General features: G+C 63.6%; 24 protein-coding genes. 7 read left to right on the top strand and 17 right to left on the bottom strand.

Going from position 1 to position 25444, the window contains the following annotated elements; translation table 11 throughout:
• Positions 1-240: 240 nt before the first annotated feature.
• Positions 241-1344, top strand: coding sequence for an alanine dehydrogenase (gene ald / locus KCN53_RS07775; RefSeq protein ID WP_088712880.1), 1104 nt, complete (start codon positions 241-243; stop codon positions 1342-1344).
• 142 nt (positions 1345-1486) lie between these two features.
• On the opposite strand, the gene KCN53_RS07770 is transcribed toward ald, so the two are convergent.
• Positions 1487-2860, bottom strand: coding sequence for an aminotransferase (locus KCN53_RS07770; RefSeq protein ID WP_088712881.1), 1374 nt, complete (start codon positions 2858-2860; stop codon positions 1487-1489).
• Between the two features lie 110 nt (positions 2861-2970).
• Entirely contained in the window at positions 2971-3630 is a 660-nt protein-coding gene (locus tag KCN53_RS07765) for an FMN-binding negative transcriptional regulator (protein ID WP_088712882.1), read from the bottom strand.
• 176 nt (positions 3631-3806) lie between these two features.
• Here KCN53_RS07765 and KCN53_RS07760 point away from each other — a divergent pair, with 176 nt between their 5' ends.
• Positions 3807-4946: a serine hydrolase domain-containing protein gene (locus KCN53_RS07760; RefSeq protein WP_088712883.1), complete on the top strand. Its 1140-nt coding sequence runs from the start codon at positions 3807-3809 to the stop codon at positions 4944-4946.
• A gap of 12 nt (positions 4947-4958) precedes the next feature.
• Here KCN53_RS07760 and KCN53_RS07755 read toward each other — a convergent pair whose 3' ends face one another.
• Positions 4959-5930, bottom strand: a complete 972-nt coding sequence (locus KCN53_RS07755) for a LysR substrate-binding domain-containing protein (RefSeq protein WP_088713478.1) — start codon at positions 5928-5930, stop codon at positions 4959-4961.
• A gap of 305 nt (positions 5931-6235) precedes the next feature.
• On the opposite strand from KCN53_RS07755, the gene KCN53_RS07750 reads away from it, so the two are divergent.
• Complete coding sequence (locus KCN53_RS07750) at positions 6236-7669, top strand: NAD-dependent succinate-semialdehyde dehydrogenase (RefSeq protein WP_088712884.1); 1434 nt, start codon at positions 6236-6238, stop codon at positions 7667-7669.
• Positions 7670-7683: 14 nt separating this feature from the next.
• Here the strand turns inward: KCN53_RS07750 and KCN53_RS07745 are convergent, their stop codons facing one another.
• A complete protein-coding gene (locus KCN53_RS07745) occupies positions 7684-8817 on the bottom strand; it encodes a CaiB/BaiF CoA transferase family protein (RefSeq protein WP_088712885.1) in 1134 nt (377 codons plus the stop codon).
• Positions 8817-10001 (bottom strand): acyl-CoA dehydrogenase, encoded by a 1185-nt coding sequence (locus KCN53_RS07740; protein WP_088712886.1) that lies wholly within the window; start codon positions 9999-10001, stop codon positions 8817-8819. The genes KCN53_RS07745 and KCN53_RS07740 overlap by 1 nt, the downstream gene beginning before the upstream one ends.
• A 356-nt stretch (positions 10002-10357) precedes the next feature.
• Between KCN53_RS07740 and KCN53_RS07735 the strand changes: the two genes are divergently transcribed.
• Complete coding sequence (locus KCN53_RS07735) at positions 10358-11146, top strand: AraC family transcriptional regulator (RefSeq protein ID WP_088712887.1); 789 nt, start codon at positions 10358-10360, stop codon at positions 11144-11146.
• Positions 11147-11212: 66 nt separating this feature from the next.
• Positions 11213-11845, top strand: a complete 633-nt coding sequence (locus KCN53_RS07730; protein WP_143712242.1) for a hypothetical protein — start codon at positions 11213-11215, stop codon at positions 11843-11845.
• An 87-nt stretch (positions 11846-11932) separates the two neighbouring features.
• Here the strand turns inward: KCN53_RS07730 and KCN53_RS07725 are convergent, their stop codons facing one another.
• Positions 11933-13666 carry a cation:proton antiporter domain-containing protein gene (locus KCN53_RS07725; RefSeq protein WP_088712889.1) on the bottom strand — a complete coding sequence of 578 codons (1734 nt, stop codon included), beginning with the start codon at positions 13664-13666 and terminating at the stop codon, positions 11933-11935.
• A gap of 62 nt (positions 13667-13728) precedes the next feature.
• Positions 13729-15057, bottom strand: coding sequence for a lipopolysaccharide biosynthesis protein (locus KCN53_RS07720; RefSeq protein ID WP_088712890.1), 1329 nt, complete (start codon positions 15055-15057; stop codon positions 13729-13731).
• Positions 15058-15218: 161 nt separating this feature from the next.
• On the opposite strand from KCN53_RS07720, the gene KCN53_RS07715 reads away from it, so the two are divergent.
• A complete protein-coding gene (locus tag KCN53_RS07715) occupies positions 15219-15962 on the top strand; it encodes a phosphocholine cytidylyltransferase family protein (RefSeq protein ID WP_088712891.1) in 744 nt (247 codons plus the stop codon).
• Positions 15963-15974: 12 nt separating this feature from the next.
• Here KCN53_RS07715 and KCN53_RS07710 read toward each other — a convergent pair whose 3' ends face one another.
• The 10 genes from KCN53_RS07710 to KCN53_RS07665 all read right to left on the bottom strand — a co-directional run bounded on the left by KCN53_RS07710 (position 15975) and on the right by KCN53_RS07665 (position 23282).
• Positions 15975-16403, bottom strand: coding sequence for an HIT family protein (locus KCN53_RS07710; protein ID WP_088712892.1), 429 nt, complete (start codon positions 16401-16403; stop codon positions 15975-15977).
• 4 nt (positions 16404-16407) lie between these two features.
• Positions 16408-17541, bottom strand: coding sequence for a CDP-alcohol phosphatidyltransferase family protein (locus KCN53_RS07705; RefSeq protein ID WP_088712893.1), 1134 nt, complete (start codon positions 17539-17541; stop codon positions 16408-16410).
• Positions 17542-17603: 62 nt separating this feature from the next.
• Entirely contained in the window at positions 17604-18350 is a 747-nt protein-coding gene (locus KCN53_RS07700) for a metallophosphoesterase family protein (protein WP_088712894.1), read from the bottom strand.
• Positions 18347-19105, bottom strand: a complete 759-nt coding sequence (locus KCN53_RS07695) for a nucleotidyltransferase family protein (RefSeq protein ID WP_088712895.1) — start codon at positions 19103-19105, stop codon at positions 18347-18349. The genes KCN53_RS07700 and KCN53_RS07695 overlap by 4 nt, the downstream gene beginning before the upstream one ends.
• Positions 19102-20019, bottom strand: a complete 918-nt coding sequence (locus tag KCN53_RS07690) for a hypothetical protein (protein WP_224199509.1) — start codon at positions 20017-20019, stop codon at positions 19102-19104. Before KCN53_RS07690 ends, KCN53_RS07695 begins: the two co-directional genes overlap by 4 nt.
• Positions 20016-21080: a diacylglycerol/lipid kinase family protein gene (locus KCN53_RS07685; protein WP_088712896.1), complete on the bottom strand. Its 1065-nt coding sequence runs from the start codon at positions 21078-21080 to the stop codon at positions 20016-20018. Before KCN53_RS07685 ends, KCN53_RS07690 begins: the two co-directional genes overlap by 4 nt.
• A gap of 134 nt (positions 21081-21214) precedes the next feature.
• A complete protein-coding gene (locus KCN53_RS07680; RefSeq protein WP_088712897.1) occupies positions 21215-21694 on the bottom strand; it encodes a DUF2141 domain-containing protein in 480 nt (159 codons plus the stop codon).
• 148 nt (positions 21695-21842) lie between these two features.
• Positions 21843-22256, bottom strand: coding sequence for a hypothetical protein (locus KCN53_RS07675; protein ID WP_088712898.1), 414 nt, complete (start codon positions 22254-22256; stop codon positions 21843-21845).
• The gene (locus KCN53_RS07670) at positions 22246-22725 is read right to left on the bottom strand and encodes a hypothetical protein (protein ID WP_088712899.1); all 480 of its coding nucleotides are present in this window, start codon (positions 22723-22725) and stop codon (positions 22246-22248) included. The genes KCN53_RS07675 and KCN53_RS07670 overlap by 11 nt, the downstream gene beginning before the upstream one ends.
• Before the next feature lie 269 nt (positions 22726-22994).
• A complete protein-coding gene (locus tag KCN53_RS07665; protein ID WP_088712900.1) occupies positions 22995-23282 on the bottom strand; it encodes a hypothetical protein in 288 nt (95 codons plus the stop codon).
• A gap of 431 nt (positions 23283-23713) precedes the next feature.
• Between KCN53_RS07665 and ettA the strand changes: the two genes are divergently transcribed.
• On the top strand, positions 23714-25396 hold the full coding sequence (ettA, locus tag KCN53_RS07660; protein WP_088712901.1) for an energy-dependent translational throttle protein EttA: 1683 nt from the start codon (positions 23714-23716) through the stop codon (positions 25394-25396).
• Positions 25397-25444: the final 48 nt, after the last annotated feature.

Here is a 25444-nt window from a genome sequence, read left to right as displayed (position 1 = left end):
ATGGTCCACACCCCTTGGTTGCGCCTGACAGGCAGTTGGGAATGATTGCTTCCCCTGCGCGAGGGCATAAGGAGCATTGCGTGTGGATAGCGGTGTGCGCAGCGCACCCCCCTCCGCGGCGATTGGTAAATGGGGCGCGGTTCGCACCATCACCGGCCCTTTACACATCTCGCCTCGTCTCCGCGAGCGGGCGACTGTTCCTCCAGCAAGGACAGATCAGCCCGCGCGGCAGGAGGAAATATGCGCATCGGAGTACCCAAGGAAATCAAGACGCACGAATACCGAGTGGGCCTTACGCCCCATTCAGTGGCCCAGCTTTGCCGCGACGGCCATGACGTGATTGTCGAGCGAGATGCCGGTCTGCGCATCGATTTCAGCGATAGCGACTATATCGCCGCCGGTGCCGACATCGCGGATGACGCCGCGACGGTGTTCGACGCCGCCGAGATGGTCGTGAAGGTCAAGGAACCTCAACCGGAAGAGTACGGCATGCTGAGCGAAGGCCAGACGCTGTTCACCTATCTCCACCTCGCCGCCGACCGCCAGCAGACCGAAGGCCTGATTGCCTCGGGTGCGACATGCATTGCCTATGAGACCGTGACCGAAACAGGCGGGGGCCTGCCCCTGCTGCGTCCGATGTCGCAGGTCGCGGGGCGGATGAGCGTCCAGGTCGGCGCGCATTTCCTGGAGATCGCTCAGGGCGGGCGCGGCCTATTGCTTAGCGGCGTGCCCGGTGTGGAGCCCGCCCGGGTGGTCATTTTGGGCGGCGGCGTCGCCGGCCAATGCGCCGCCGAGATGGCGCTAGGCATGCGAGCATCGGTCACGATCTTCGACATTTCGGCGACACGACTTGGCGAGCTGGATGCCATGTTCGGCGGACGTATCCGGACCCGGTTTTCGACCCCGCAGGCCATCGAGGACGCGATCACCGAAGCCGATCTGGTGATCGGCGCGGTGCTGGTGCCCGGTGCTCGTGCACCGCATCTGATAACCCGGGGCGACCTTTCGAGCATGCGGCCGGGCGCTGTTCTCGTCGACATCGCGATCGACCAGGGCGGCTGTTTCGAAACCTCCCGCCCGACAACGCATGACAGGCAGAGCTTCATCGTCGACGACGTGGTGCATTACTGTGTCGCGAACATGCCCGGCGCAGTGGCGCGTACCAGCACCATCGCGCTGAACAACGTCACGCTCCCTTATGTCCGAGCAATGGCGGCGCTGGGTATCAAGGAAGCACTCGCTGCCGATTCACATCTGGCGGGAGGGGTCAATGTCGACGCCCATCGCATTGTTCATCCCGCGGTGGGTCAGACTTTCGAGGATTTGCCGAGCCTAGCCGCCTGACCCAAGGTCCGCCGACGAAATAGAAAAGGCCGGTGCCGCGAGGCACCGGCCTCTTTTCATGTTCGCGACCCTTTCATGATCGCTCGATGCGATCCCGCGAGACGGTGACAGCCTACCGATCGCCCGCTGAGCGGCGACGGGGTCAGGCGATGCCGTAGGCTTTCGCCGTGGCGTCCAGGCTGGCCGCAGTGATGTCGGCCAGTTCGTCGATCTCCTGCCGTGTGATCACGAGAGGCGGGCACAAGACCATGGCGCTGCCGACCGCGCGAAAGATCAAGCCCTTCTGAAGCGCGGTCTCGCGGCAGTCGATGGCGACCGGTTCGGACGGCTCGAAGAAGGTCTTGCTATCGCGGTCCTTCATCAACTGCATGGCTGCGAGCAGTCCCTGGCCGCGCAATTCCCCGACAAGCGGGTGAGCGTCGGCGATCTGCTGCAGCACCTTGCGGAAGTAGGGCGCAATCTCCTCACGCGTGCGCGGTACCAGATTCTCGCGCTCGATGATGTCGATATTGGCCTCGGCGACGGCGCAGGATACCGGATGTCCCGAATAGGTGAAGCCGTGCGTCAGCGTTCCGCCCATCCGCAGCGCCTCGCTGATGCGTTCGTTGAAGGCGACGGCCGAAATCGGCAGGTATCCCGAAGACAGGCCCTTCGCCATCGGCATAATATCGGGCGTGACGTCATAATATTGGCTGCCGAACCATTCGCCGAGCCGGCCGAAACCGCAAATGACCTCGTCGACGACCAGAAGCACGTCGTGCTTGCGGCAGATACGCTGGATTTCAGGCCAGTAGCCGGGCGGAGGATCGATTACCCCGCCGGCACCCTGGATCGGCTCGGCTATGAAGGCGGCGACGTTCTTGGCACCAAGCTCTACGATCTTGGTCTCCAGTTCCGCCGCCGCTTTTTTCGCGAACTCCTCCGGGGACAGGTCACCACCGCGCACATAGTGATGCGGTTCGGGAATATGGTGGAAATCCGGCAGGACCTCGTGGCCGAGCGCCTGCATCGCTTTCATGCCGCCCAGGCTTACCGCAGCGAGCGTACTGCCGTGATAACCAAGGTTCCGGCCAATGAAGAGCCGCTTTTCCGGCTGACCCTCGGTCTTCCAGAAGTGAACGACAAGACGGACGATCGAATCGTTCGCCTCCGAACCCGAATTGGCGAAGAAGAAATGGTTCAGCCCCTCCGGCGTGATTTCCGCCAGACGCTTGGCCAGCGAGATCTGCGCGGGCGTCGTCGACTGGAAGAACATGTTGTAAAAGGGCAGTTCGCGCATCTGGCTCGATGCCACGTCCGCCAGCTCGTCCCGGCCATAGCCGATATTCACGCACCACAGCCCGGCCATGCCGTCGAGAATACGGTTGCCGTCGCTGTCCCACACATAGCTGCCCGAACCCTTGGCGATGATCGTGGCGCCGCGTTCGTGAAGCTCCTTTCCGTCGCAGAAAGGGTGGATGTTGTATTGGTCGTCGAGCTGACGAAGCTCAGCCGTGCGGGTCTGCAGGTCGGGCATGAAACCGGTATCCTCTCCAGTATAGTTCTGAAGCGAAAAATGACCCGGCGGAGCTCAGGCAAATAGATGTGTTCAGAATGCGCGGCGGTGTGTTCACGACACCAGTGGGATCAGTCGCCGAGGCCCTCGATCAGGGCGGCAATGGCGCGGTCGCCCTCGCTGCCTCTGCGCTGCAGTGCGCCCACTATCCGCGCCCGGTCGCCGGCGGGATGAGTCTGGCTGAGCTTGGCCACGCCCTCGATCGTCTCTGCCTCGATGCGAAAGGAACGGATCCGGGGAAGCAGTTGGTCGACCTTGCCTTCAGGCGCGTCCGCCATGGTCCAGTTGGTGCCGTTGAATGCCTCCGATGCCGCGATCACGCGTTCCAGAACCGCAAGCTGCCCGGCATCGTCGTCGATCGGCGTCAGACGCCCCCGCACCTGAGCGCTGACATAGTCCCAGGTGGGCACCGTCGGCTGCTCGACATAACAGGTCGATGAAATATAGGCGTGCGGACCGGTGAACAGAGCGAGAACCGGCATGCCCGGGGATAGCAGCGCGGCCTGAGGATTGGCGCGCGCCAAGTGACCGATCAGGCGCACTTCATCTGGCGCATCGGTTTCGAAATGCATCGGCGTCTGGGTCGCATAGGGGTGCCCGTCCGCAGCCGCGATGATCAGGCTGGCAAAGGGATATCCAGCGATAATCCGGCGTGGGTTCCCCGCTCGATAGGCTTCGGGGGCGTACATGGCCCAGCGCGCGTCGTCGCCTGGCAAGCTGCTGTCTTCCATCCGCGCGATTATGGGCGCGCTTCATCCGGCAGCCCAGATGTAAAAGCAGGAGCGCGCGTTGACCTCGCCGCACCGGAGGGGTGAGCCTCTCACAACGCCTTCACGCGGCTTGGCACCGCCCGCCCGCACAAAGCGCAGGCTATGCTCGCGGCAGGAAATGAGGAGGACCGTCGCACGTGGATTTCGAGCAGGAACCGCCGCACGATATTACTTTGGCCTATGCCGGCAAGCTGTTTCCCCAGGAGCAGCTGAGCACCTTTGGGGCGACCGACCGCATCTTCCCCACCCGTACGATTTCCCGGGGGGACACGCCGTCCCGCCCGATCCCGGTCGCGCGGCAGCCCCTCGAGGATCTGTGCGTCAGGGCAAACGGAGGCGAGCAAGATCTGATCGACTATGTCTCACGGAACAGGGTCGTGGGGCTGTTGATCGCGAAGGACGGCGAAACGCTGTTCGAGACGTACGAAACCGGCCTCACCCCGGCGACAAGGTGGATGTCGATGTCGATGGCCAAATCGGCGGCAACCACATTGGTCGGCTGCGCGATCGCCGACGGGCATATCGGTTCGGTGGAGGATCCGCTGACCGAATATCTGCCCATCCTTTCCGGTTCGTATGAAGGCGTCTCGATCCGCCATCTGATGCAGATGACGTCGGGCGTCGAATGGGACGATACGCACACCACCGCCGGGTCTCACCGGCGAAAAATGTTGCAAATGCAGGTGGACCAGCAGCCCGGCGCGATCCTGGAATACATGGCGTCGCTGCCCCGTGTTGCCGAACCCGGCACCCGCTGGAACTACAGCACCGGCGAGACGCACCTCGTCGGCGCGCTCGTCAAGGCGGCCACGGGCAAGTGGCTCGCCGACTATCTCAGCGAAAAAATCTGGTCGCGTATCGGCGCCGAGCAGGACGCCGCCTGGTGGCTGGAGGCGCCCGACGGGCTGGAAGTTGCAGGCAGCGGCATTTGCGCGACTTTGCGCGACTATGCCCGCTTCGGTTTGTTCGCCATGGACGGCGGCTCAATCGACGGTCGGCGTGCGGTCCCCGAGGGCTGGTTTACCGAAGCAACCACTCCGCGCGATGCCGGCGGCGAGCCGCTCAACTATGGCTATATGTGGTGGCCGGTGCCGGACCGTGACGGCAGTCATGCGGACGGCGCATTCAGCGCACGCGGTATTTTCGGGCAGTATATCTACGTCAATCCGGCGCGGCGCATCCTCGTGACCACATTAAGTGCACGCGCCAAGCCGAAAGGGGCCGAAGCGATCCTCGACAACGACTTCTTCAATTCGGTCGTCGAAGCGCTGGGCTAGGCATCACCGCCATCAGCCCCCGGGCGCGACGTCCGGCATATCCTTGAGGAGCCGGTCCTTTAGCCAGCCGCGAAACCGGCGCACGAGGCTGTCGTTCCACCGGTCCTTGCGCGCGATGAGGACATATTGGCCGGTCCGGCGCGGAAATTCGGGTTTGTTCGCCGCCATGTTGACCAGTGCGCCGCTTTCGAGTTCGGCCCGCGCGACCAGCGTGTTAGCAAGCGCGATGCCGTTCCCATGGTGCGCCGCATCCATGGTCAGATGGCCCTGCCACAAGCGAGGACCGGTGACCTTCCCCTCGGTGTCGACGCCGTAGGACTTCAGCCACTCTTCCCAGTTGGTATAGCCGCTTTCGTGCAGCAGCTGGTGTTGCAGAAGGTCCGAAGGGCTTTTGACGGAAGGTTGTTCGTCACGATAGGCCCGGCTGGCGACCGCGATGATTTCAGCCTCGGCTATGGGTTCGTGGCGCAGCGCGGGATTGTCGTCCAGTTCGTCCTCATAGGTGGCGACGAACCGAATATCGATGTCGGCCTGGTGGCTTGCGAAGTCGGGCGAGCTGTCGGCCGGACGCACTTCGATATCGAGGCCGGGGACCTTGCGCTCGAACTCGTTCAGGCGGCGCGACAGCCAGTGCAGCGCGAACCCCGGGCTGCTCCAGACAACCAGCCGGTTGTGCTGACCCTGATTGAGCAGGTCGAGCGTGGCGTGCGCGATGTCGTCGAGCGCACAGGCCAGTGCCTTGTGGTAGACACGCCCTGCCTCGGTCAGCACGACGCCGGCAGGGGTGCGGTCGACGAGCTTCACGCCGCTCCACGTCTCGATGACGCGCAAATGGCGGCTAACCACCGCATGGTCGCGCGAAAGCCAACGCGCCGCGCGCCGTATCCCTCCCAGCCGCGCCACCGCGTCGAAGGCGCGCAGCGCCTCGAACGGCGGAAGGGCCTTGCGCTCGGGCGGATTCTTCGCGGCGACGGGAGCCGTCATCTGTTCATTCCCAGAGACCTTTGCCTGCATTGTGCTGCCTTGTTGCGATATTATGAAATGCGCGGTCAATCGAGCCGCTACTCGCTTTGTCGGCGGACATGGCCGAAACCGCCGTGCCCTCCGGTCGGGAGCTCCCACGTCCCGATCCCCTCGGTCATGATCAATAGAAGGCAGGGCGGCATCCGCGAGCCGCGAAGTCGCTTTTTGCCGGTGCGGCAACCGCACCACCAATCGGCGCAAAGACCGCTTCCGTCGCCGGCGGCCATTCCGTTGACTTGCGGAAACCGAAAAAGAGGCGCGCTGAAATGACCTACCCGACCCAATTGTCCTCCTGCATCGACGGCGAATGGATTGGCGGGAAAGGCCGCGAGACCGAGACGGTGATCGAACCGGCAACCGGAGAAGCGCTGGCCGATCTGCCGCACGTGACCGCCGCCGATCTCGACCGCGCGCTCGAAGCAGCCGACCGCGGCTGGCAGGGCTGGCGCAGCCAGACGGTCGCCGAGCGCGGCGCGCTTTTGAACAAGGCACCGGACCTTCTTGCCGGGCGCACCGACGAAATCGCCGTGATGCTGTCGCGCGAGCAAGGTAAGCCGCTCTCCCAGGCGAAGGCCGACGTGGCGGTCGGCATCAACATTCTGCGGCTGCATCCCGAGGAAGCAAAGCGAGCTTATGGCCGGACCCTTGTGCGGGGCCCCGGCAAGCGGGCCAGCGTAACCTATGAGCCGGTCGGACCGGCAGCCGGCTTTGCGCCGTGGAACTTCCCGTTCTTCAACGTCGCGCGAAAGGTCGCGCCCGCTCTGGCCGCGGGCTGTTCGATCATTTCGAAGCCTGCCGAGGAAACGCCGGCCTCAGCGATCATGCTCCAGAGAGCGTTGCTCGACGCAGGCGTGCCGGGCAGCGCGAGCCAGCTCGTTTTCGGCGATCCCGACATGATCAGCCGGCATCTGATCGCATCGCCCGTCATCCGAAAGATCAGCTTTACCGGTTCAGTACCTGTCGGACGCCACCTCGCGAAGCTGGCAGGAGAGGCGCTGAAACGCACGACGATGGAGCTGGGCGGCCATGCCCCCGTCATTATTTTCGACGATGCCGACCTCGACAAATATCTCGACCTTCTCGTGACGACCAAGTTCCGCAACGCTGGACAGGTGTGCGTGTCGCCGACCCGCTATTATGTGCAGGAGGGTATCTACGAGCGGTTCGCCGCTGAATTCGCCAGGCGCACCGAGGAGATGGTGAAGCTCGGCAGTCCGCTCGATGAAGACACGGTGATGGGCCCGCTTGCGAATGCGCGCCGCCCGGTCGCGGTGGGCGGGATCATCGACGACGCAGTCTCATGCGGCGCCCGGGTTCTTACGGGCGCCGAACCGGGGCAGGGGCCGGGCTACTTCTATCGGCCGACAGTCCTCATCGACGTTCCGGAGGCCGCCCGTATCATGCAGGAGGAGCCGTTCGGCCCGGTCGCGTCGATGCGGCCCTTCAAAACGCTCGACGAGGCGGTCGCGATGGCCAATCGGCTACCGTACGGCCTCGCCGCCTATGTCTTCACCGAAAATCTCAACCGCGCGCTTCTCGCCTCCGGCGCGATCGAGGCCGGCATGGTGGCGGTCAATTCAATGACGCTGGCATCGGGCGACGCCCCGTTTGGCGGCATCAAGGATTCGGGCCACGGCATGGAGGACGGGCCGGAGGGTCTGCAGGCATATATGGTGCCGAAGGTCGTCCATATCGGCTGACCTTGGCGCGCCGCCTATTCTCCAGCGTCGCGATGCGGCAATCGGGGCGACGGTTCGGGATCGGCCAGCGCCGAACGCGAAAAGCGGATCGGCAGTTTCACGCCTGGAATAACGTTGCCGGCGGGATCGCTCATCTCGAGTGCCATGCCGCGATGGCGTACGTGCGGGTCGGCGAACGCATCGGCGACGCTGTTGATCGGTCCGGCGGGGATGCCTTCACCTTCGAGCCGCGCCAGCAGATCGTCGCGGCGCCAGCCCGTCACCGCCTCTGCGATCAGTGCGCTGAGCGCCTCTCGCCTTGCCACCCGGCCGGCATTGGTTGCGAACTCCGCCACTGGCTCGAGGGACAGGACCTCGCACAGCCGGGCGAACTGCGCGTCATTGCCGACGGCGAGGATGATCCAGCTGTCCGACGTACAGAAGGCCTCATATGGAGCGATGTTCGGGTGCGCGTTGCCGAGCCGCTTCGGCGGCGCGCCCGAGGTCAGGTAATTCATTGCCTGGTTGGCAAGTGTACCGACCATCACGTCGAGCAGCGACACGTCGATATGTTGTCCGCGGCCGCTCCGCTCCCGCTCGGCGAGTGCGGCCGGGATGCCGATGACGGCGTAGAGGCCGGTCATCACGTCGGCATAGGCGACGCCGATCTTCTGCGGCGGGCCGTCCGCTTCGCCCGTCAAGTCCATGATCCCGCTCATTCCCTGGACAATGAAGTCGTAGCCCGCCCGCTTCGCATAGGGTCCATCCTGGCCGAAGCCGGTGATCGAACAGTAGACGAGACGCGGGTTGAGCGCCGCCAGACTTTGGTAGTCCAAGCCGAATTTGCGGAGACCGCCCACTTTGAAATTCTCGATCACGACATCGGCGTCCTGAACGAGAGCGTGTGCCTCGGCCTGACCGCGCGGTGTGGAGAAGTTCACGATCCGCGAGCGCTTGTTCCGGTTGGCGGCATGGAAATAGGCCGCATCGCGGCCACCGTCCTGATAGTCGACGAAGGGCGGGCCCCACCGCCGCGTATCGTCGCCAAGGGGCGCCTCGACCTTGATCACTTCGGCGCCAAGGTCGGCCAGCACCTGCCCCGCCCATGGCCCGGCCAGAATCCGCGCGAATTCGACGACCCTGATCCCCTTCAGCGGCGGCCCGTCCATCAGAAGGCCGCGAGGCCGGTAATCGCCCGCCCCAGGATCAGCGCATGCACGTCGTGCGTGCCCTCATAGGTGTTCACGGTTTCAAGGTTCACCATATGGCGGATCACCTGATATTCCTCCGAAATCCCGTTGCCCCCATGCATGTCGCGAGCCGCGCGCGCGATATCCAGCGCCTTGCCGACATTGTTGCGCTTCACCATCGAGATCATCTCGGGGGCAAAGGCACCGTCGTCCATCAGTCGGCCGACCCTGAGCGAGGCGTGCAGACCCATGGTGATGTCGGTCGCCATGTCGGCGAGCTTTTTCTGAAACAGCTGCGTCCCGGCAAGCGGCCGGCCGAATTGGATACGGTCGAGGCCATATTCGCGTGCGGCGGCATAGCAATATTCCGCCGCGCCCAGTGCCCCCCAGCTGATCCCGTAACGCGCGCGGTTGAGGCATCCGAACGGCCCCTTCAGTCCTTCGACACCGGGTAGCAAGGCGTCGGCGCCGACGACGACATCGTCCATCAGGATCATTCCGGTAGGCGATGCGCGTAGCGAAATCTTGCCCTTGATCGCCGGTGCCGACAGGCCCTTAATGCCCTTTTCCAGGATGAAGCCGCGAACGGCGCCGTCATGCGCCTCGCTTTTCGCCCAGACGACAAAGACATCGGCGAAGGGCGAATTGGTGATCCACGTCTTCGAGCCCGTGATCCGATAGCCGTCGCCATCGCGTCGCGCCACGGTCTTCATACCGCCGGGATCCGACCCGGCATCGGGCTCGGTCAGGCCGAAACAGCCGATCAGGTCGCCGGAGGCCAGCCCCGGCAGGTATCTGGCCCGCTGCTCCTCGCTGCCATAGGCGTAGATCGGAAACATGACGAGGCTCGACTGGACGGAGGCCATCGACCGATAGCCCGAGTCCACCCGTTCGATTTCGCGTGCGATCAGCCCATAGGCAACGTAGCTCGCGCCCGCGCCGCCATATTGTTCCGGCACCGTCGCGCCCAGCAGGCCGGCCTGGCCGAACAACCGGAACAGCGAAGGGTCACTGCGTTCCTCGCTGAACGCATCTATCACGCGGGGTTGCAGTTGATTCTGAGCAAAGCCGCGCGCGGAATCGCGCACCATCCGCTCTTCCTCGCTGAGCTCTTGCTCGAGCGCCAACGGGTCTTGCCAGTCGAACTGCGCCATGCCCGCCATCCGGGTGCCTCCTGTCGCTTGCGGTCGATCTGGCTCGGTGCACCCATGCATCCGAGCCACCCTTCCAGTCACAGCGAAGCAATCCCGGTACGCCCAGCCGCCTATGCCGCAACGAGCGTTGCGCGGGACGCGCCGGGCAATCGACCTCGGCGCGACATTTTCTGGCAGATCGTCCAGAAGCATGGCGTCACGCAAGAATGGTACGCAAGAATGGAGTTCCGAGCCTTTGCGTTGCTTCCAGAGAGGGATCGTCAGCAGGCCAGGCGATTGCAGGCATCACACGGGCTCGCGCTATAGCCGACCGCGACGGTCGACGAGCGTTGCGATGCAATCGCTTATCTGCCTAGGGCGATCAGATGCACAACGGATCGTTCGCGCGCTTCACTCGCCCCGAACATATCGACATGGAACTTGTTTCCGTCGCATATCGCGACCGCAAGTTCCCCGCGCATATCCATCACCAGTACGTGGTTGGAGGGGTCGAAAACGGAGTGGAAAGACTTGACGTCCACGGCGGGTCTCATGTGGTCGGTGAAGGCGACATAATTACCCTTGATCCAGGCTTGGCCCATTCAAACTGCTCGGTCGGGAACGATGTCCTGAAGTACCGGGTCTTTTACCTGCCACCCGACCTGGTGAAGAGGTTTACCGGGCGCTCCGACCTTCGCTTCAATGCACCATCGCGCTCGGATGAGTCAGCTGTCCAACGACTTCTGAGATTGCACCGATGGTTCGAGCTCGAAGCGGGGGAAAGGTTCGAACAGGAAAGCGCGGTGGCTGAGATTATCGAAATCGCTTTCGATGGGGCAGGGCGGCCAGAGCGCGAAGATCTGTTTCCCGAGGTGGTACGACGGGCACGGTGTTATATCGATGAGCATTACCAGGAAAATTTCGGCCTCGATGAGCTTGCTCGATCAGCCGGAGCAAGCAAGTTCCATCTGGCGCGCAGCTTCAAACGCGCACACGGATTGAGCCCGTTCGCCTACCGGACCCAGCGCAGGATCCACGAGGCACAGCACATGGTTCTGGCAGGCCGCCCTCTGGTGAAAATCGCGACTGACCTTGGGTTTTCGGACCAGAGCCATCTGACGCGCCAGTTCCAATCGATGGTGGGAATTTCACCTGCCCGCTACAGAGAGCAATGAGGTTCAAGACATTGGCCCACACAGCAGGCTAGGGCGTCGCCCATAATGCTTGCGAAGGATTGTCCAATGACGAGTTTCTGCAAGAGTAGCGACATTGCTATTCCCCAGCGAACGGAACTAGCGCCACTTCGAACAGTGCTTCTGGCTTGCGCCGTGATGACTGCGAGCACGCCATTCACGGCCGATGCGTTCACCCGTGTCGCGGAATCCCACGCAGACCACCGGGCTCCCGATGGACAGGGTGACCAATACGCACGGTTCTTCGACAAATACGTCGAATGGGCGAGAACCATCGAAGCTGAGGGACAGGAACGCGGCACACGGCTTACACCCGGACAAGTGGAACTCGGCCGTCAGATCGGAATCGAGCATCCCGAAAGGGTGCGCCTGGTGTTTGTCGACGCCGTACCGTTCCCTGCGCATGACGAGGAAATGCGAAGGATCGGCGAAAGTTTAGGCTTCATCGGGCCTGGCGTCACCAACAATGCGCAGGCATTTGGCTATACCGTCTGGGTGCGCAACGGCTTCGCTCTCGATCGCCCCAGCCTGGCTCACGAACTGGTCCACGTTGCGCAGATCGAACGCAGTGAGAGTTTTGGTGCGTACGTGCGGCAGTACATGATGGAATTGATTGAGCACGGCCATTTAGACATGCCTCTGGAAGTCGAAGCATACGAAGCAAATCGGGAATATGAATGAAATAGGATCGCCAACGCGGCCGGTTCCCGGGGTTCTGAAGCGCTAGGACCTCGCCGTACTTTGAAATTACACGTCGACCCTAGGCGTTCACCCTGTCTCGATGGCGCTGCGTTCAAGGTCTATGCGCCGCGCCACCACCTCTTCGTCGGCGCCGCAGCCGGCGAGGACGCGGGCGGCCAGCTGGAAGCTACCCTCGACGGTTTCCGGAATGGCCGCGGTCGCGCCCGCGGCGCGCAGTCGCTCGGCATGCGCGGTATCCCTCGCGCGAACATATAGCGGAATTTGCGGAGCGGCGCGGCGAATGTCCGCTGTCAGCTGCTTGGTGCGCTCCCGTTCCCCGATGGTAACAACCACGGCTGCTGCATGATCCAGCCTGGCAGCGGTCAGTACCTCGAGGCGAGAGGCGTCGCCGAACCGGACCGGCGTTCCGTCCGCGCGTTTCTGCCGGGCGATGGCAGGATCGGTATCTACCGCGACGTAGGGGATTTGCTCAGCGTCCAGGACGGCGGCGACCGTCTGTCCCACGCGGCCGAACCCTGCTAGGATGACATGCCCCTCCAACTCGGCTTCGCTTTCCGCGCTATCCCCGGTCGCTGCCTCAGAGGCAAGACTGCGCCGCTCCATCGCCGCCGCAATCCGGCGTGCCGCCGTCGCAATGCCGGGGGTGAGCAGCATGGTGAGACTCGCGACGATAAGCATGAACTGGCCTGTCCGCTCCGGCATCAGCCCCAGCGACATAGCGAGGCCGACAACGACGAATGCGAACTCGCCTGCCTGTGAAAGCAGCAGTCCGGCTTCCAGAGCGCGGTGGCGCGGCAGGCCCCAGAGCAGGCAGAGCCCGGTATTGATCAGCGCCTTCAGCAGCAGGAGCCCGGCGACCGACGCAATGATCCAGAAGGGTTCCTCCCCCACTGTGCGCAGGTCGATGCCCATGCCCACCGACATGAAGAACAGCCCAAGCATCAGCCCCTTGAACGGCTCGATATCCACCTCGACCTGGTGACGATATTCGGTCTCCGCGATCAGGAGGCCCGCCAGGAAAGCGCCAAGCGCCATGGAGAGCCCGGCCACGCCTGTCAGCGCAGCCGTGCCCACCGACAGGAGCAGGATAACGGCCATGAATGCCTCTCGACTGCCCGTCTTTGCGACGAAGCGGAGCAGAGGGCGAATGAGAAGACGTCCGGCGGCGTAAATCACCGCTATGGTCACCATGGCTTCGCCCACGGCAAGACCGAGCCCCGCAGCGAGGCTGCCGGACGCGCTTGCACCGATGACCCCGATGGCGAACAGGATCGGGACCACTGCCAGATCCTGCATCAGAAGCACCGAGAAGGCGGCTCGTCCGACGGGCGTGCCCAGGCGGCGCGATTCCACGAGCAGCTGGCTGACGATGGCGGTGGAGGAGAGGGCGAAGCTCGAGCCGAGCAGCACGGCAACCCCGACGGGATTGTCCCAGCCAAGCGCGATGAAGCCGATCGCGGCGCCCGTCACCAGGATTTGCGCGCTGCCAAGACCGAAGACGAGGCGCCGCATTGTCCACAGCCGCGACAACGACAGTTCCAGACCGATGGTGAACAATAGGAAGACGACGCCTAGCTCCGCCAGCGCGCGGACCCCTTCGATCTCGGTGATGACGAACTGGCCTACCAGCGGATATTCATCGGCGATCAGGCCAAGGCCATAGGGGCCGATCAGCCCGCCAAGGAGCAGATATCCGAGTACCGGGCTGATCTTGCGCTGCAGAAGCGGCACCACCAGCCCCGCCGCCGCCAGGAACAGGAGAACCTCTCTGAGATGAGGAATGTGGCCATGCGCATCCATGGCGCCTGTCTAGCAGCTTGGATGGTGCCTGTGCGACCCGTCAGGCCCCCCGCCGGGAACGCTCAGCGCGTGCGGCGTAGCGTGCCGAGCGTCAGGCCACCGAGGAGCAGGTAGCTCACCCCGCCGCCAACGGCCACGCACCAGGCGATCGCCGCGGCGGAGTCGGTGCCCGCGACCGCAAAGATGGCGGCAACCATCGCGGCCAGCCCCACCAACCGTGCAACGAGGGCGGCCTTGGCCCTGTCCCTGGCGTGCAGCACTGGCTCGAACGCCACGGCCGCAAGTTCGAAACAGGCGGCGGCCGTCAATGGGATCAGGATCAGATAGCCCTGACTGAATTCCGCGCCGCCCAGAAGTTCGATCAGCGGGCGACCAAGGAGAATGGCGAGCGCGATGACCGCCGCGCTGGCAATGGCCGCGACCTTCGTCGTCTGCACGGCCAGCCGGCGGAACTCCTCCGGTCCGGCGGCGGCATGGGCGCGGGTGATCTCGGCATAGGCGGCGCGCATCAGAAGGGTGGAGAGTTTCGACAGTCCCTGGGCGAGCTGGTGGGCGAGCCGGTAGAGCCCGGCGGCGCTGGTTCCCACGAAATAGCCCACTGCGAGAAGCGGACCCTGCTTCATCGCCGCCATGACCGAGGAACTGGAATAGGTGACGAAGAAGAACCGGATGACGCCAGGATTGTCGGCCAGCCCTCGCCGCCACTCGGACAGTCGGCTCAGCCGGACGGCGACGGGCGACAGGCGCTTCGCAACGATCCAGTAAATGGCCGCTTCCACAAGGTCGATCACGGCCCAGGCGATGAGGAAACGTAGGAGGCTTGGGCCGGTCAGCCAGATGGCGACCGCCGCCGCCAGCCTGCCCAGCGGCACGATTGCCTCGACGTAAACGGCGAGGTCGAAACGGTCGAGCGCGCGGACGATGCCCGTCGGCGCAGACGCCAGCGCCCATAGCGCCGCCACGTTGAACCAGAAGGCCAGGTCGACAAGATCCGGGTTGAGGTTCAACGTGTCGCCGAACTGGTAGATAGCGACATATGCGAGCAGGCAACCGATCGCAGCGCCCGCGGCGTCGATCAGGCCTGCGAGCATGCTGAGGCGGCCGAACGCGCCCCAGTCCTTTCGCTCGATATGGTCGACGCCGTATCGCACCACGACCCGCCAGCTCTGGAACCCGGCAAGCGCGACGAGCGCCTGCGAGGTCCCGAAAATCAGTGAGAAGTGGCCGAACTCCTTCACCCCGAGCGACCGGGTCAGAATGGCCAGATAGATGAGACTGCAGACCGCGCCGAACCCCTTGCCTCCGACCAGCCAGGCCGTATTGGCGAACAGGCGCCCCAGCAGAGATTGCGGACGCGGCGATGCTGGTGGGGGCGGGGCCTCTTGCGGCATGGGAAGCGGTCCCTTACTCCGTGCCTTCCGCGATGCAAGCCGGCACGCGCGGACGGTGCGCGGCGCGTGCCCTAAGGTTCGCAGAAAGACGCTTCGAGCCCGGTCTTGCCGCCGCGCTTTGCCGGGCCGCCCCTAGTTTGAGTACGAAACAGAAAAACCCCATGAATATCGAACATGCAATCTTGCTGAGCGCGGGGCAGGGGTCCCGCATGCTGCCGCTGACCGCCGAGCAGCCAAAATGCCTGATCGACTTTTCCGGCCTTACGCTGATCGAGTGGCAGATCGAGATGCTTGCACGCTCCGGTGTGAAGTTCATCGACGTCGTGACCGGCTTCAAGGACGAGATGGTCGACGAAGTCCTGGCGGGCATCGACCATCCGGGCGTCGATATTCGAACCCAGTTCAACCCTTTCTACAAGGTTGCCGACAATCTCGGCAGCTGCTGGATCGCCCGCTCTGCCATGACCGGCGACTTCATGATCCTAAACGGCGATACCCTCGTTTCCGAAGAGATCGTCCAGCGTGTGCAGCAGGGCACGGAATGGCCCATCGCGGTGACGGTGGACATGAAACCGGACTATGATTCCGACGATATGAAAGTTCAGCTGGACGGCGAGCGCCTGCTTCAGATCGGCAAAACGCTCACCGCAGATGAAACCGACGCCGAATCGATCGGCTTCCTGGCCTTTCGCGGCGAGGGTAGCGAGCTCTTTCGCAATGCCGTGCGCAGCGCCATGCGCACGCCCGAGGGCGTACAGCACTGGTATCTGAAGGTAATCGACAAGCTTGCGGCGACCGGAAAGGTGGGAACGGTGTCGATCGAGGGAATGGACTGGGCCGAAGTCGACTTCCTGACCGACATCGAGATCGCGCGCGATCTGACCGATCGCTGGACCGCGTCCTAGCGGCGCGGCCACCTAGCCGAACGCGGCTGCGACCTCGTCCCGAAGTGCGGCGAGATCGGTCGCCTCCAGCTTGACCGCGCTGCCAAGATCCGGCGTTTTCGGCCAGCCGGCATCCGGGAAACTCTGTCCTTCCCAGCTTCGCTCGCCCTCGTAGCGGGGAATGACGTGAAAATGGACATGCGGATCGACCATCATAAGCATCAGATAGTTGATCTTCTGATAGCCCGTGAAGGACGTGAGGGCAGCTTCGATCTTCGCGGTCACCTCGGCCAGCTCGGCATGCGCTGCGGACGGCAGCTTGCCAAAGGCGGTTTCTTCCGAGCGCGCTGCAAGGACCAGGCTGCCGAGGGTCGGCTGCGCGGGCCGCAGCAGTACAACCCAATGTTCGAATTCGGCGACTACCGTCTCGGGTGCGCCGAAGTTCCGGATCGTTTCGTTCATGGATTCATGCCTCCGCAAGCCAGGATGTGAGCGGCCCCGCTTTCCGCGCCGCCGCCATCGCCTGCGCCAGCCGTACCGCGTGGACCAGACAGGAAATCACCGTCCACCACGCAACGGCGATCAGCCCCAGGTCGGGACGCGAGAACAGCATGGAGACGAACAGGATCACCATGTTCGGGTTTCGCCGCGCGGTGATCAGCCGGAACTGACTGTCGAAGCGGCGCCAGACATGGATATGCATGCCGCCATTGCGGCGCATGAAGACGCCCTCGATCACGCGCTGAACCACATAGCCGCCGATGATCGCCGCCATCACCGCGGCAAAGCGCTCGCCGTCCAACCCCAGGCCCCAGTGAACGAGGCCCGTGCCCCAGAACCAGTACCAGAAGGGGGGATGTACGAGGTCGATCCCATGGTCGAAGATATTGCCCCACCAGGAGGAGGTGATCGTACAGCGGGCCAGCTTTCCATCGACGGTGTCGAGGACCATGAAGACCAGGCCGAGCGCCATGCCGAGCCAGTAGGCGCCCTCGGCGAAGGCGAAGGTGGCAGCGATGCAGAATGCGGCGCCGATCGCGGTCACCATATTCGGGGTCATGCCGATGCGGGCGGCGATCCGGGTCAGCCAGAGCGCCCATTCCGGCCACAAATATTTGGTCAGAAGGTCGGTGACGCCCTTATAGGCGCCGAAATAGCTGGCGCGCTCCGCCTTCGCCCGCGTCTCTGGGGTCAGCGGCAGCAGGAAAGGGGTCTCGCGCTTGCGAAGCCGCTTGTCTTCGATGGTTGGCCGCTCGTCATATTCGATGATCTGGAACCCGGCTCGCTCGCTCTCCGCCAAGGGGCGGGCCTCGCTCATTGCCGCGCGTAGCCTGTCCGCTTCATCCTGTGACCGGGCATTTGCGAGCGCAGGCACACCGCTGGCAGTCAGCACGAGGCCGGGATGCTCGGCAATGTGGCGCAGCCAGCTAGGGTCGGCGGCGAAGTCCGCATTTGCAAGCAGAACCGGGGGCTCGGCGCCCGGCTCCAGGCCGGCGGAGACACCGATCCGCCGCGTCCGCTCTTCGATGCCAAGTCCCCACAGACGCGTGGGATTCTCGCCGACTGTTTCGATATGAAGTGAGGGGGACGGCTCGGTCATAGGCGAGGGCGGTTAGGTTCAGTCGCGCGATTTCGCAAGGCGAAGGAAAGGAAAGCGCCAGGTCAGGACGTGCGATGACGGACGGAAATATGCGTGCCGCCGACGTCGATCTGGTTGAAGCTCACTGGATGGGAGCGCACCCGCGTCGACAAAGTTCCGGCACCGATCAGGTGGACCTCGCGCCCGGCCACTTCTTTCAGACGATGATAGGGCTCGTGGACATGGCCGCTCAAGAACGCCGATGCGCCTGCCACCGCCAGCCGTTCGAGCGCGCCGCTGCCCCCTCTCGTGCTGCTTTCCTTGTAGCTTGCATCCGGCGTCGCCGAGAGCCGAATATCGAATAGTGGATGGTGGCTTGCCACGATCATGACCTCTCCCGGTCGTGCCGTCTCCGCCTGCCTTACCGCATGGCCGAGTGCCTTGCCGCCGACGACACCCTGGCTCCAGTTGGTCGTCGCCTGCGCGCGCGCAGTGGTGTTCAGTTCCACGATAGTACAGCCCGGCCAGCGCTGCTGCTTGCGGGCCGCGCGCTCCACGCGCCGCATGCGCCGGTAGGGCAGGGCGAAGCGCTCGGCGAGATTATAGTAGGGCATATCGTGATTGCCCGGCTGGACGAAGACCGGCGCGGCTAGCGCGGCAAGATAGGCGGCTGCCGCATCGAACTCCCGGCGCCGCGCACGCTGGGTAATGTCACCCGTGATGATCACGCCGTCCGGCTGCTCCCGCGCAACAGCATCGGCAAACCAGGACAGTGCCCGGCGGTCCTCGATCCCGAAATGGAGGTCGGATGCATGGAAGAAGACGGTCATGCGGCGCCGTCCCGAAGCAGCGCGCGAACAAGTTCCAGGTCTGCGGGCTTGTCCACATCCACCGCAGCCAGTCCGTCGCGAGCCGGCACGGCGGCTACGCGCAGACCCGCCGTACCGCCGAGTGAGGCCAGTGCACGGGCAAGCGTCAGGCGCCCGAACAGATAGGCGAGGAGAAGGCGCGGTCCGATGCGGGCCACGATCTTCCACGGCCGCTTTCGATCGCGCTCTACCGACCGCCACAGCGCGAGGCCGCGGGCGGCGGACGGACCGCGCAGGTAGAACAGGTTGCAGCCCGACCATTCGCCGTCGGCAAATCGCAGATAGGTTCGCTTGTTGCCGGGAACAGCCGCTTCGATATCGGCTCTGCGGGCCAGGAGGATTGCTGCATCGCAATCGTCGGGCACGTCCTTGATGAAGCTTTCGATCCATGCGGGCCGCAGCAGCGCATGGTCGGCTGTGGTGAGAAGCATGGGACTTCCGAGAGCCGCGAACCCGCTGCGCGCGCTTTCGCTTGGCCCCTCGGCCGCGGGAAGAACCTCCGCCCCGCGCAAGGCGGCAAGCCGCCCGGTGTCTTCGTCATTGCTGGATATGGCGACACGACCCGCACCCGCCGCCTTCACCGCATCGATGACGCGCGCCAGCATAGGCTCGCCCCCAACCTCGACCAGAGCCTTGTGCGCGGCGCCTGCCGCTCGGGCGACCGGATCGATCTCGTCGCGCGACCCTGCCAGGATCAGCGCATTCCACCGCGTCACCGCTCGGCCGATCGCCAGACGCGGAAGAAGACGCCGGGGGCAGCGAGAATGGGATGTTTCTCACGGAAGGGGGTCAGCGGAACCGTCACGCCAGTATGCTTCTCGACCTTCTGCAGGCCGTAGCGGGCCGCGCCCTTGACGGTGAAGGCCGCTTTCACGAGCCGCGACAGGTTCAACAGCTTCCCCGCATTCTGCTGACGCAGCCACCAGTTCAGGACCCCGGTGGCGGTCTCGGCGGACATTTCGCTTCGTAGTTCCTCGCCGACGACGCGGTAGGGAATATCTGCTGCCGACCAGGCCAGGGGCAGCAATTCTTCGTAGTAGCTAGGTGCGTAAGCGATAATCTGCCGGCTCCGGTCCGCGCGCTCGACCCGGAATTCGGTGGCGTAGGTCTGGCGGAACAAGTCGTGCCAGAAGTCGATGGGCCGCGCCTGTACCGGCCCGCCCGCGGCCGCAACGGACGCGGCGGTGACCGCTGCGGAGGCGACCGCTTCGACAGCATGATGACGGCTACGCTCGTCGCGCGACCATGACAGTGCCGCCGGCTGAACGAAGCGGGTCCAGACGGTGCTATCGAGATACTCGCCGGCTGCCGCGCGCGAAAAGGTCGAAAGAGGCATGGTTGCCACTTTCGCGCGCACGATGCCGCTCGTCGTGGAGACTTCCTCGAAACTGATGTCGGGCCACAGATGGCGCGACAGGAATCCCCGAACGCCCGGCGTCTCCTTGTCCGGGGTTAGCACATAGAAGTCGAGCAGCGCGTCCATGTCGCCGGTGCGCAAGACGGAACCGTAGAACAGCACCGCTACGCCCCCCAGACGCTCGGCAAGCTCTTTCGACGCCTCCGCGATAGCAGGCGGCAGGGCGGTGCCCGTCAGGCTGTCGGCGACGAAGTCGTAAAGCGAGCCGCTCATGGCACCACAAACCGCAGCGGGGTCCCCCGGCGCACCGTGAAGGCACCGCCGTGATAGAGTTCTCCGTCCAGAATGAAGCCGCTGTCCAGTTCCAGGTCGAACGCGTCGACACCCATCCGGTGATAGCCATGCCGGGCGAGGAGCGGATCATCGGACCCGAACAGCAGGGGGCGAAGGCTGGACAGAACCTTGCGCGGCGGCGCGTCGATCGCCAGCAGGCGCAGGTCACTCTCCAGGCTCCCGAAGGGCTTCAAGCCCATTGGCAGGCTGTTCAGAGCCGATGCGAGCAGCAAATAGAAATGATCATGTACCAGTTGTCCGTCGCGGCCGATGCGCATGGCCTCTCCACGCCGCCAGTCATTCTGTTCGCCGCCGAACATCGTCTGACCGATCGCCGCAGCCAGCGAGACACCGACGGCCAGATTGTTGAACGCGCCCATCTTATGGGTGCGCTGCGCGAGTGAGGTCGCGCGCACGAAAGCGCCCGCGCCGAACAGGAACCCCTTCAGTGCCGGCATCTGCGACCCTGCGCGGACGATTTCCAGCGGGGCCCGCTCCACCAGCTTGCCTTGCCGCTGGGCGCGCAGCGCGTCTTCCACGGTCCAATTGTGGGGAATCCCGAGATCCTGGGCGAGCGCGTTGGTCTTACCGGCCGGAACGACCGCGATCTGCGGCACGCCGTCCGGAAAGGTCTGCGCCGCGCAGGTGATGACGTCCCTGACCGTGCCGTCACCGCCATCGACGATGAGCAGTTCGATCCCGGCATTGGCGAAGTCGATCAGCGCTTCGGTAAGGGCCGCAATGCTCTGGGGATGGCGAACGAGAAGCTCGCTGCCGGATCCGGACGGGGCGCGCAGCTTTCCGGCGGTTTTGTTTCGGTGGCTCTTACGGTTGCCGATCAGGCCTGCCCGGTATGTGGGAGCAGGCATGCGTGGATGACTGGTCCTGCCGGGAATCCGCTCCAGAACCGGTGCGGCAAGCTTCAGGACATCGAGCTGGAAGTCGAGATGCTCATGCCAGGCAAGCCCTACCTGAGCAGACCCTTTTTGCCCTTGAGCCACAATTCGTTACCTTTGCCACCGGATCGAATGCGACAATCTGGTGACCGGGACATGTCACGTCAATGTCATTGGCGTGACCGGATAGTGACAAACGTTAAGGCGAGACACGGAAGTTCGCGAGCGGGGAAGAACCGCTAACGCTGGTAACGTGTTTTGATCATGATGGTTTTCCCCGAAGCAGGGAGCTCGAACCGTGCCGATTTGAGCGAGGGCAGACCAAGGGTCGTCGGCGCATCGTTGGAGAAGCCGAAGCCCTCCTTGATGGAGAAAAGCGTTCGGTTGAAGTCGTGATCGGCATTCTCGTCATGATAGGTCGCGACCGCATAGCTCCCGACCGGAAGCCAGAAGCAGGCGGTCGTCAGCGGCTCGATCGTCTTCGTGCGCACCCGGGCCAGCTTCCCGCCGCCGGCAAGGAAGCGCGAGCGGTCGTCGGGATAAACGGTGAAGGCGACTTCGCCCTCGGCATTTTTCAGATCTGTGGCGATGATCTCAAGCTTCGCCTTGCCGGTCCCGGGCGTCCCTTCGCATGGCTCGGCAGCGATTGCCTGGGTCGGCAACGCAGCGAGAAGTGCACCTGCGACAGTGGCCAGCAGGGGGTGCGCGTTGAACGACATATGCAAAAATCTCCAGCATCCTGAATAGTGAGCGAAGCGCTCATGTAGGTGCTTCTTTAGTCAGTCCAACTGAACCTCGGCTGTATTGGGGCGATTGCGGCATGTTCGCTCCCGCTCGTCGGTTTCCCTGCGACCAGGCTCGGCTCACTCACAGGCTCATCGTGCGTATCAACCTCCGGATCGCGGCCCACAACGACCGGCGCTGCATGGGTGAAACCATCTCGCGTAGGAGGAAGTCGAACGTATCACTGTCGCCGGATGCTCCTGCACTTGCCAGGTCGAGCATCAGCATTTCATCATAGCTGAGGAGAGGCTGGCAGGGTGGGTTGACCGTGAAGGGTTCCGGCCACGCCTGGCCGAGTTGGTCGACCAGGGCGCGGAACGCGCGGATTGCGTTCTGATCTTCGCGGCTTCCCAGCAGGAGCTTGATGCGGTCCGCGGCATCGCGTCGTCCCCGGCTTGCCATCACGCCGCAGCGAAACGCCGTGACCAGGCGATGCTGCCAGCAGGGAAGGGTGCGGATGTCGGGAGTGCTCGACAGGGCAGCGAGACTAGCGGCCATGACCACCGGCCTGTACGTTCAGGCTGTTTGACCGAACGCCGGTGTCGAACGGGCAGTGCTGATCTGTGTCGCGGGAAATCGGCGTCGTCTCCGGCCATTCCCAGTCGAACAGGGCGTTGAGGCTTCGTGCGGCCCAGTGCAGCGCCGCCGGAAGACCGTGAGGAACCGCAGCGCTCGTGGTGACCGGAGAAGGGGACTGCCCGGCCGCGTGGCGCAGCAGCGAGAGTGCGGCGCGCTCGTCCGGCGACAAGTCGGTACTGCAGCAGCATTCGGGCTCTAGAGGACGACCGAGCCGCGCTTCGATCAGGCCGAAATAGCTGTCGAGGACTACCGGAATTTCCGGCGAAAGGTCCATCGAGGCGAGGCGGTCCGCAATGACGGCTACCGGCGGCAGGCCAGCTTCGCGGGCGGCGACCCAGCTTCGCATGGCCATGACGATTGCGAGTCCGCTTTGTTCGAATCTGTTCATAGGCTCCTCCTGCGAACCAGTGCTAATGCGACGAACTCGCAATAGCAACTGATCATTCGGCAGGAGGTGGGGATGGGCGTGGCGGCTCGTTGACGTCGGAACACCGGATCCGCTCAGAATGAGAGACACGGCGCCGGTACGAACGTCCGGAAGGGCACCAACCCGTCACGGCGACCCTGGTCCTCGCGAAAAGGCAGGACCAAAGAAAAGGGGGCGCAGCCACCGGCTACGCCCCCAAATCAGGCTCGAAATCGAACCGGGAAGCGAGATTACATCTCGTCTTCGACCGGCTCCTCGACTTCCATGTCGCCTTCTTCCATCAGATTGGCGTCATCGCCGACTTCGTCAGCCATCTCGCCCATCTCGTCTGCCTGCTCGTCGAGCATTTCTTCCTCGGCTTCCATGCCCAGTTCGTCGGCCATGTCAGCTTCTTCCTCGAGGATGTCTTCCTGCGACTCCAGTTCCTGCTCCTGCACTTCCTCGGCAGCTTCCTGCGGGCCGCAAGCGGTCAGGGCGATGGCGCCAGCAGCGGCAACGGCGAATGCGATCTTTTTCATTTTACTCTCCTTCGTGATCATGCCCGGTTTTGATTCAGATTATTCCGGGCGGAAGATGGTGGAAAACTTTGGGATTTTTGAAAGATTGGTGAAGCGTCCCTGTTTCATGCGTGGCTATGGGCCTGCGCACCTCCGGTCTCACCAATAAATGCCTCCCTCGGCACATTGACATCGCCAAGGGGATACCCTGTCGCGTTCCCCCTCGCGTCGCCAACCTTTAGCAGCCCGTTTTGTTCATGCAAGATTCATTCACAGGCGGCTGAATCCGCGACATACGGGGATATCCTGCCCGCAGCCGACCCCACCGCTCCGCGCGCACGCGAACAGCGCCGTTGAACCTGCACCGCCTGCGCCCTAAGTCGCAGGCTAGACTGCTGCCCGCGACGGGCGCATCCGCCCTGCCTATTCCCGCCTACCGGAGAGCTTTACGCATGACAGCCGGCCAATATTCCTTCGTCATGAAGGAACTGACCAAGACCTATCCCGGTCAGTCCAAGCCCGTTCTTTCGAATCTGACCCTGCAATTCTACCCGGGGGCGAAAATCGCCATCGTCGGTCCGAACGGCACCGGCAAGTCGACCCTGATGAAGATCATGGCCGGCCGCGATACCGACTTTCAGGGTGAAGCCTGGGCCGGCGAGAATATCACCGTCGGCTATCTTGAGCAGGAGCCCGAGCTCGATTCCTCCAAGACGGTGAAGGAAAACGTCATGGAGGGAGTCGGCGAAATCGCCGGCAAGATCGACAGGTTCAATGAGATCACCGCTCTAATGGGCGATCCTCCGGAAGACGCCGACTTCGATGCGCTGATGTCCGAAATGGGCGAATTGCAGGAGCAGATCGACGCGGTCGACGGCTGGAATCTCGATACGACCCTTGAAATCGCCATGGATGCACTGCGCTGCCCGCCCGGCGACTCCGGTGTCGAGAGGTTGTCCGGCGGCGAGAAGCGCCGGGTCGCTCTGTGCCGCCTTCTGTTGTCGAAGCCCGATATTCTCCTGCTCGACGAGCCCACCAACCACCTCGACGCGGAAAGCGTATCCTGGCTCGAAAAGCATCTCGTCGACTATAGCGGCAACGTCATCCTCGTGACCCACGACCGCTACTTCCTGGATAACGTCGTCAACTGGGTGCTCGAGCTCGACCGTGGGCGCTACTACACCTACGAATCGAACTATTCCGGCTATCTGGAGAAAAAGGCGAAGCGTCTCGAGCAGGAACAGCGCGAGGACGAGGGCAAGCAGAAGGCCATCAAGGAAGAACTCGAGTGGATTCGCAAATCCGCCAAGGGACGCCAGACCAAGTCCAAGGCTCGTATCCAGGCCTTCGACGATCTCGTCGAAAGCCAGGAAAACCGTAAAGTCGGCCAGGCGGAAATCCTCATTCAGAACCCCGAACGTCTCGGCGGCAAGGTCATCGAGGCGCACGGCCTGTCAAAGGCGTTCGGCGACAAGCTGCTGTTCGAGGACCTCGATTTCATCCTGCCGCGCGGCGGCATCGTCGGTGTGATCGGTCCGAACGGCGCCGGTAAGTCTACCCTGTTCAAGATGATCACCGGTCAGGAGCAGCCCGACTCCGGCAAGATCGAGATCGGCGACACCGTGCATCTCGGCTATGTCGATCAGAGCCGCGACGAGCTCGATGCCAACAAGAATGTCTGGGAAGAGATTTCCGACGGCATGGACTATTTCGAGTTCGGGAAGGAGAAGATCTCCAGCCGGGCCTATGTCGGCGCGTTCAACTTCAAGGGGCCCGACCAGCAGAAGAAGGTGGGGCAGCTTTCGGGCGGCGAACGCAACCGTGTGCACATCGCCAAGATGCTGCGGAAGGGCGGCAACGTCCTTCTTCTCGACGAACCCACGAACGATCTCGACGTCGAGACGCTGCGCGCGCTCGAGGTCGCGCTCGAGAATTTCGCCGGCTGCGCCGTGGTTATCTCGCACGACCGCTTCTTCCTTGACCGCCTCGCCACTCACATCCTGGCCTTCGAAGGCGACAGCCATGTCGAATGGTTCGAAGGCAACTTCGAGGCCTATGAGGAAGACAAACGCCGGCGGCTCGGCGACGCTGCGGATCGGCCTCACCGGATGACCTACCGCAAGCTGACGCGCTGAACCTGGGCGCGGCGACGGGAAGGGCGGCACCGCGACCCTTCCGCTAGT

It is taken from the genome of Pacificimonas aurantium, from assembly GCF_020092905.1.
GTDB classification, from domain to species: Bacteria; Pseudomonadota; Alphaproteobacteria; order Sphingomonadales; family Sphingomonadaceae; genus Pacificimonas; species Pacificimonas aurantium.
This window is presented reverse-complemented; position numbering and strand designations above follow the sequence as displayed.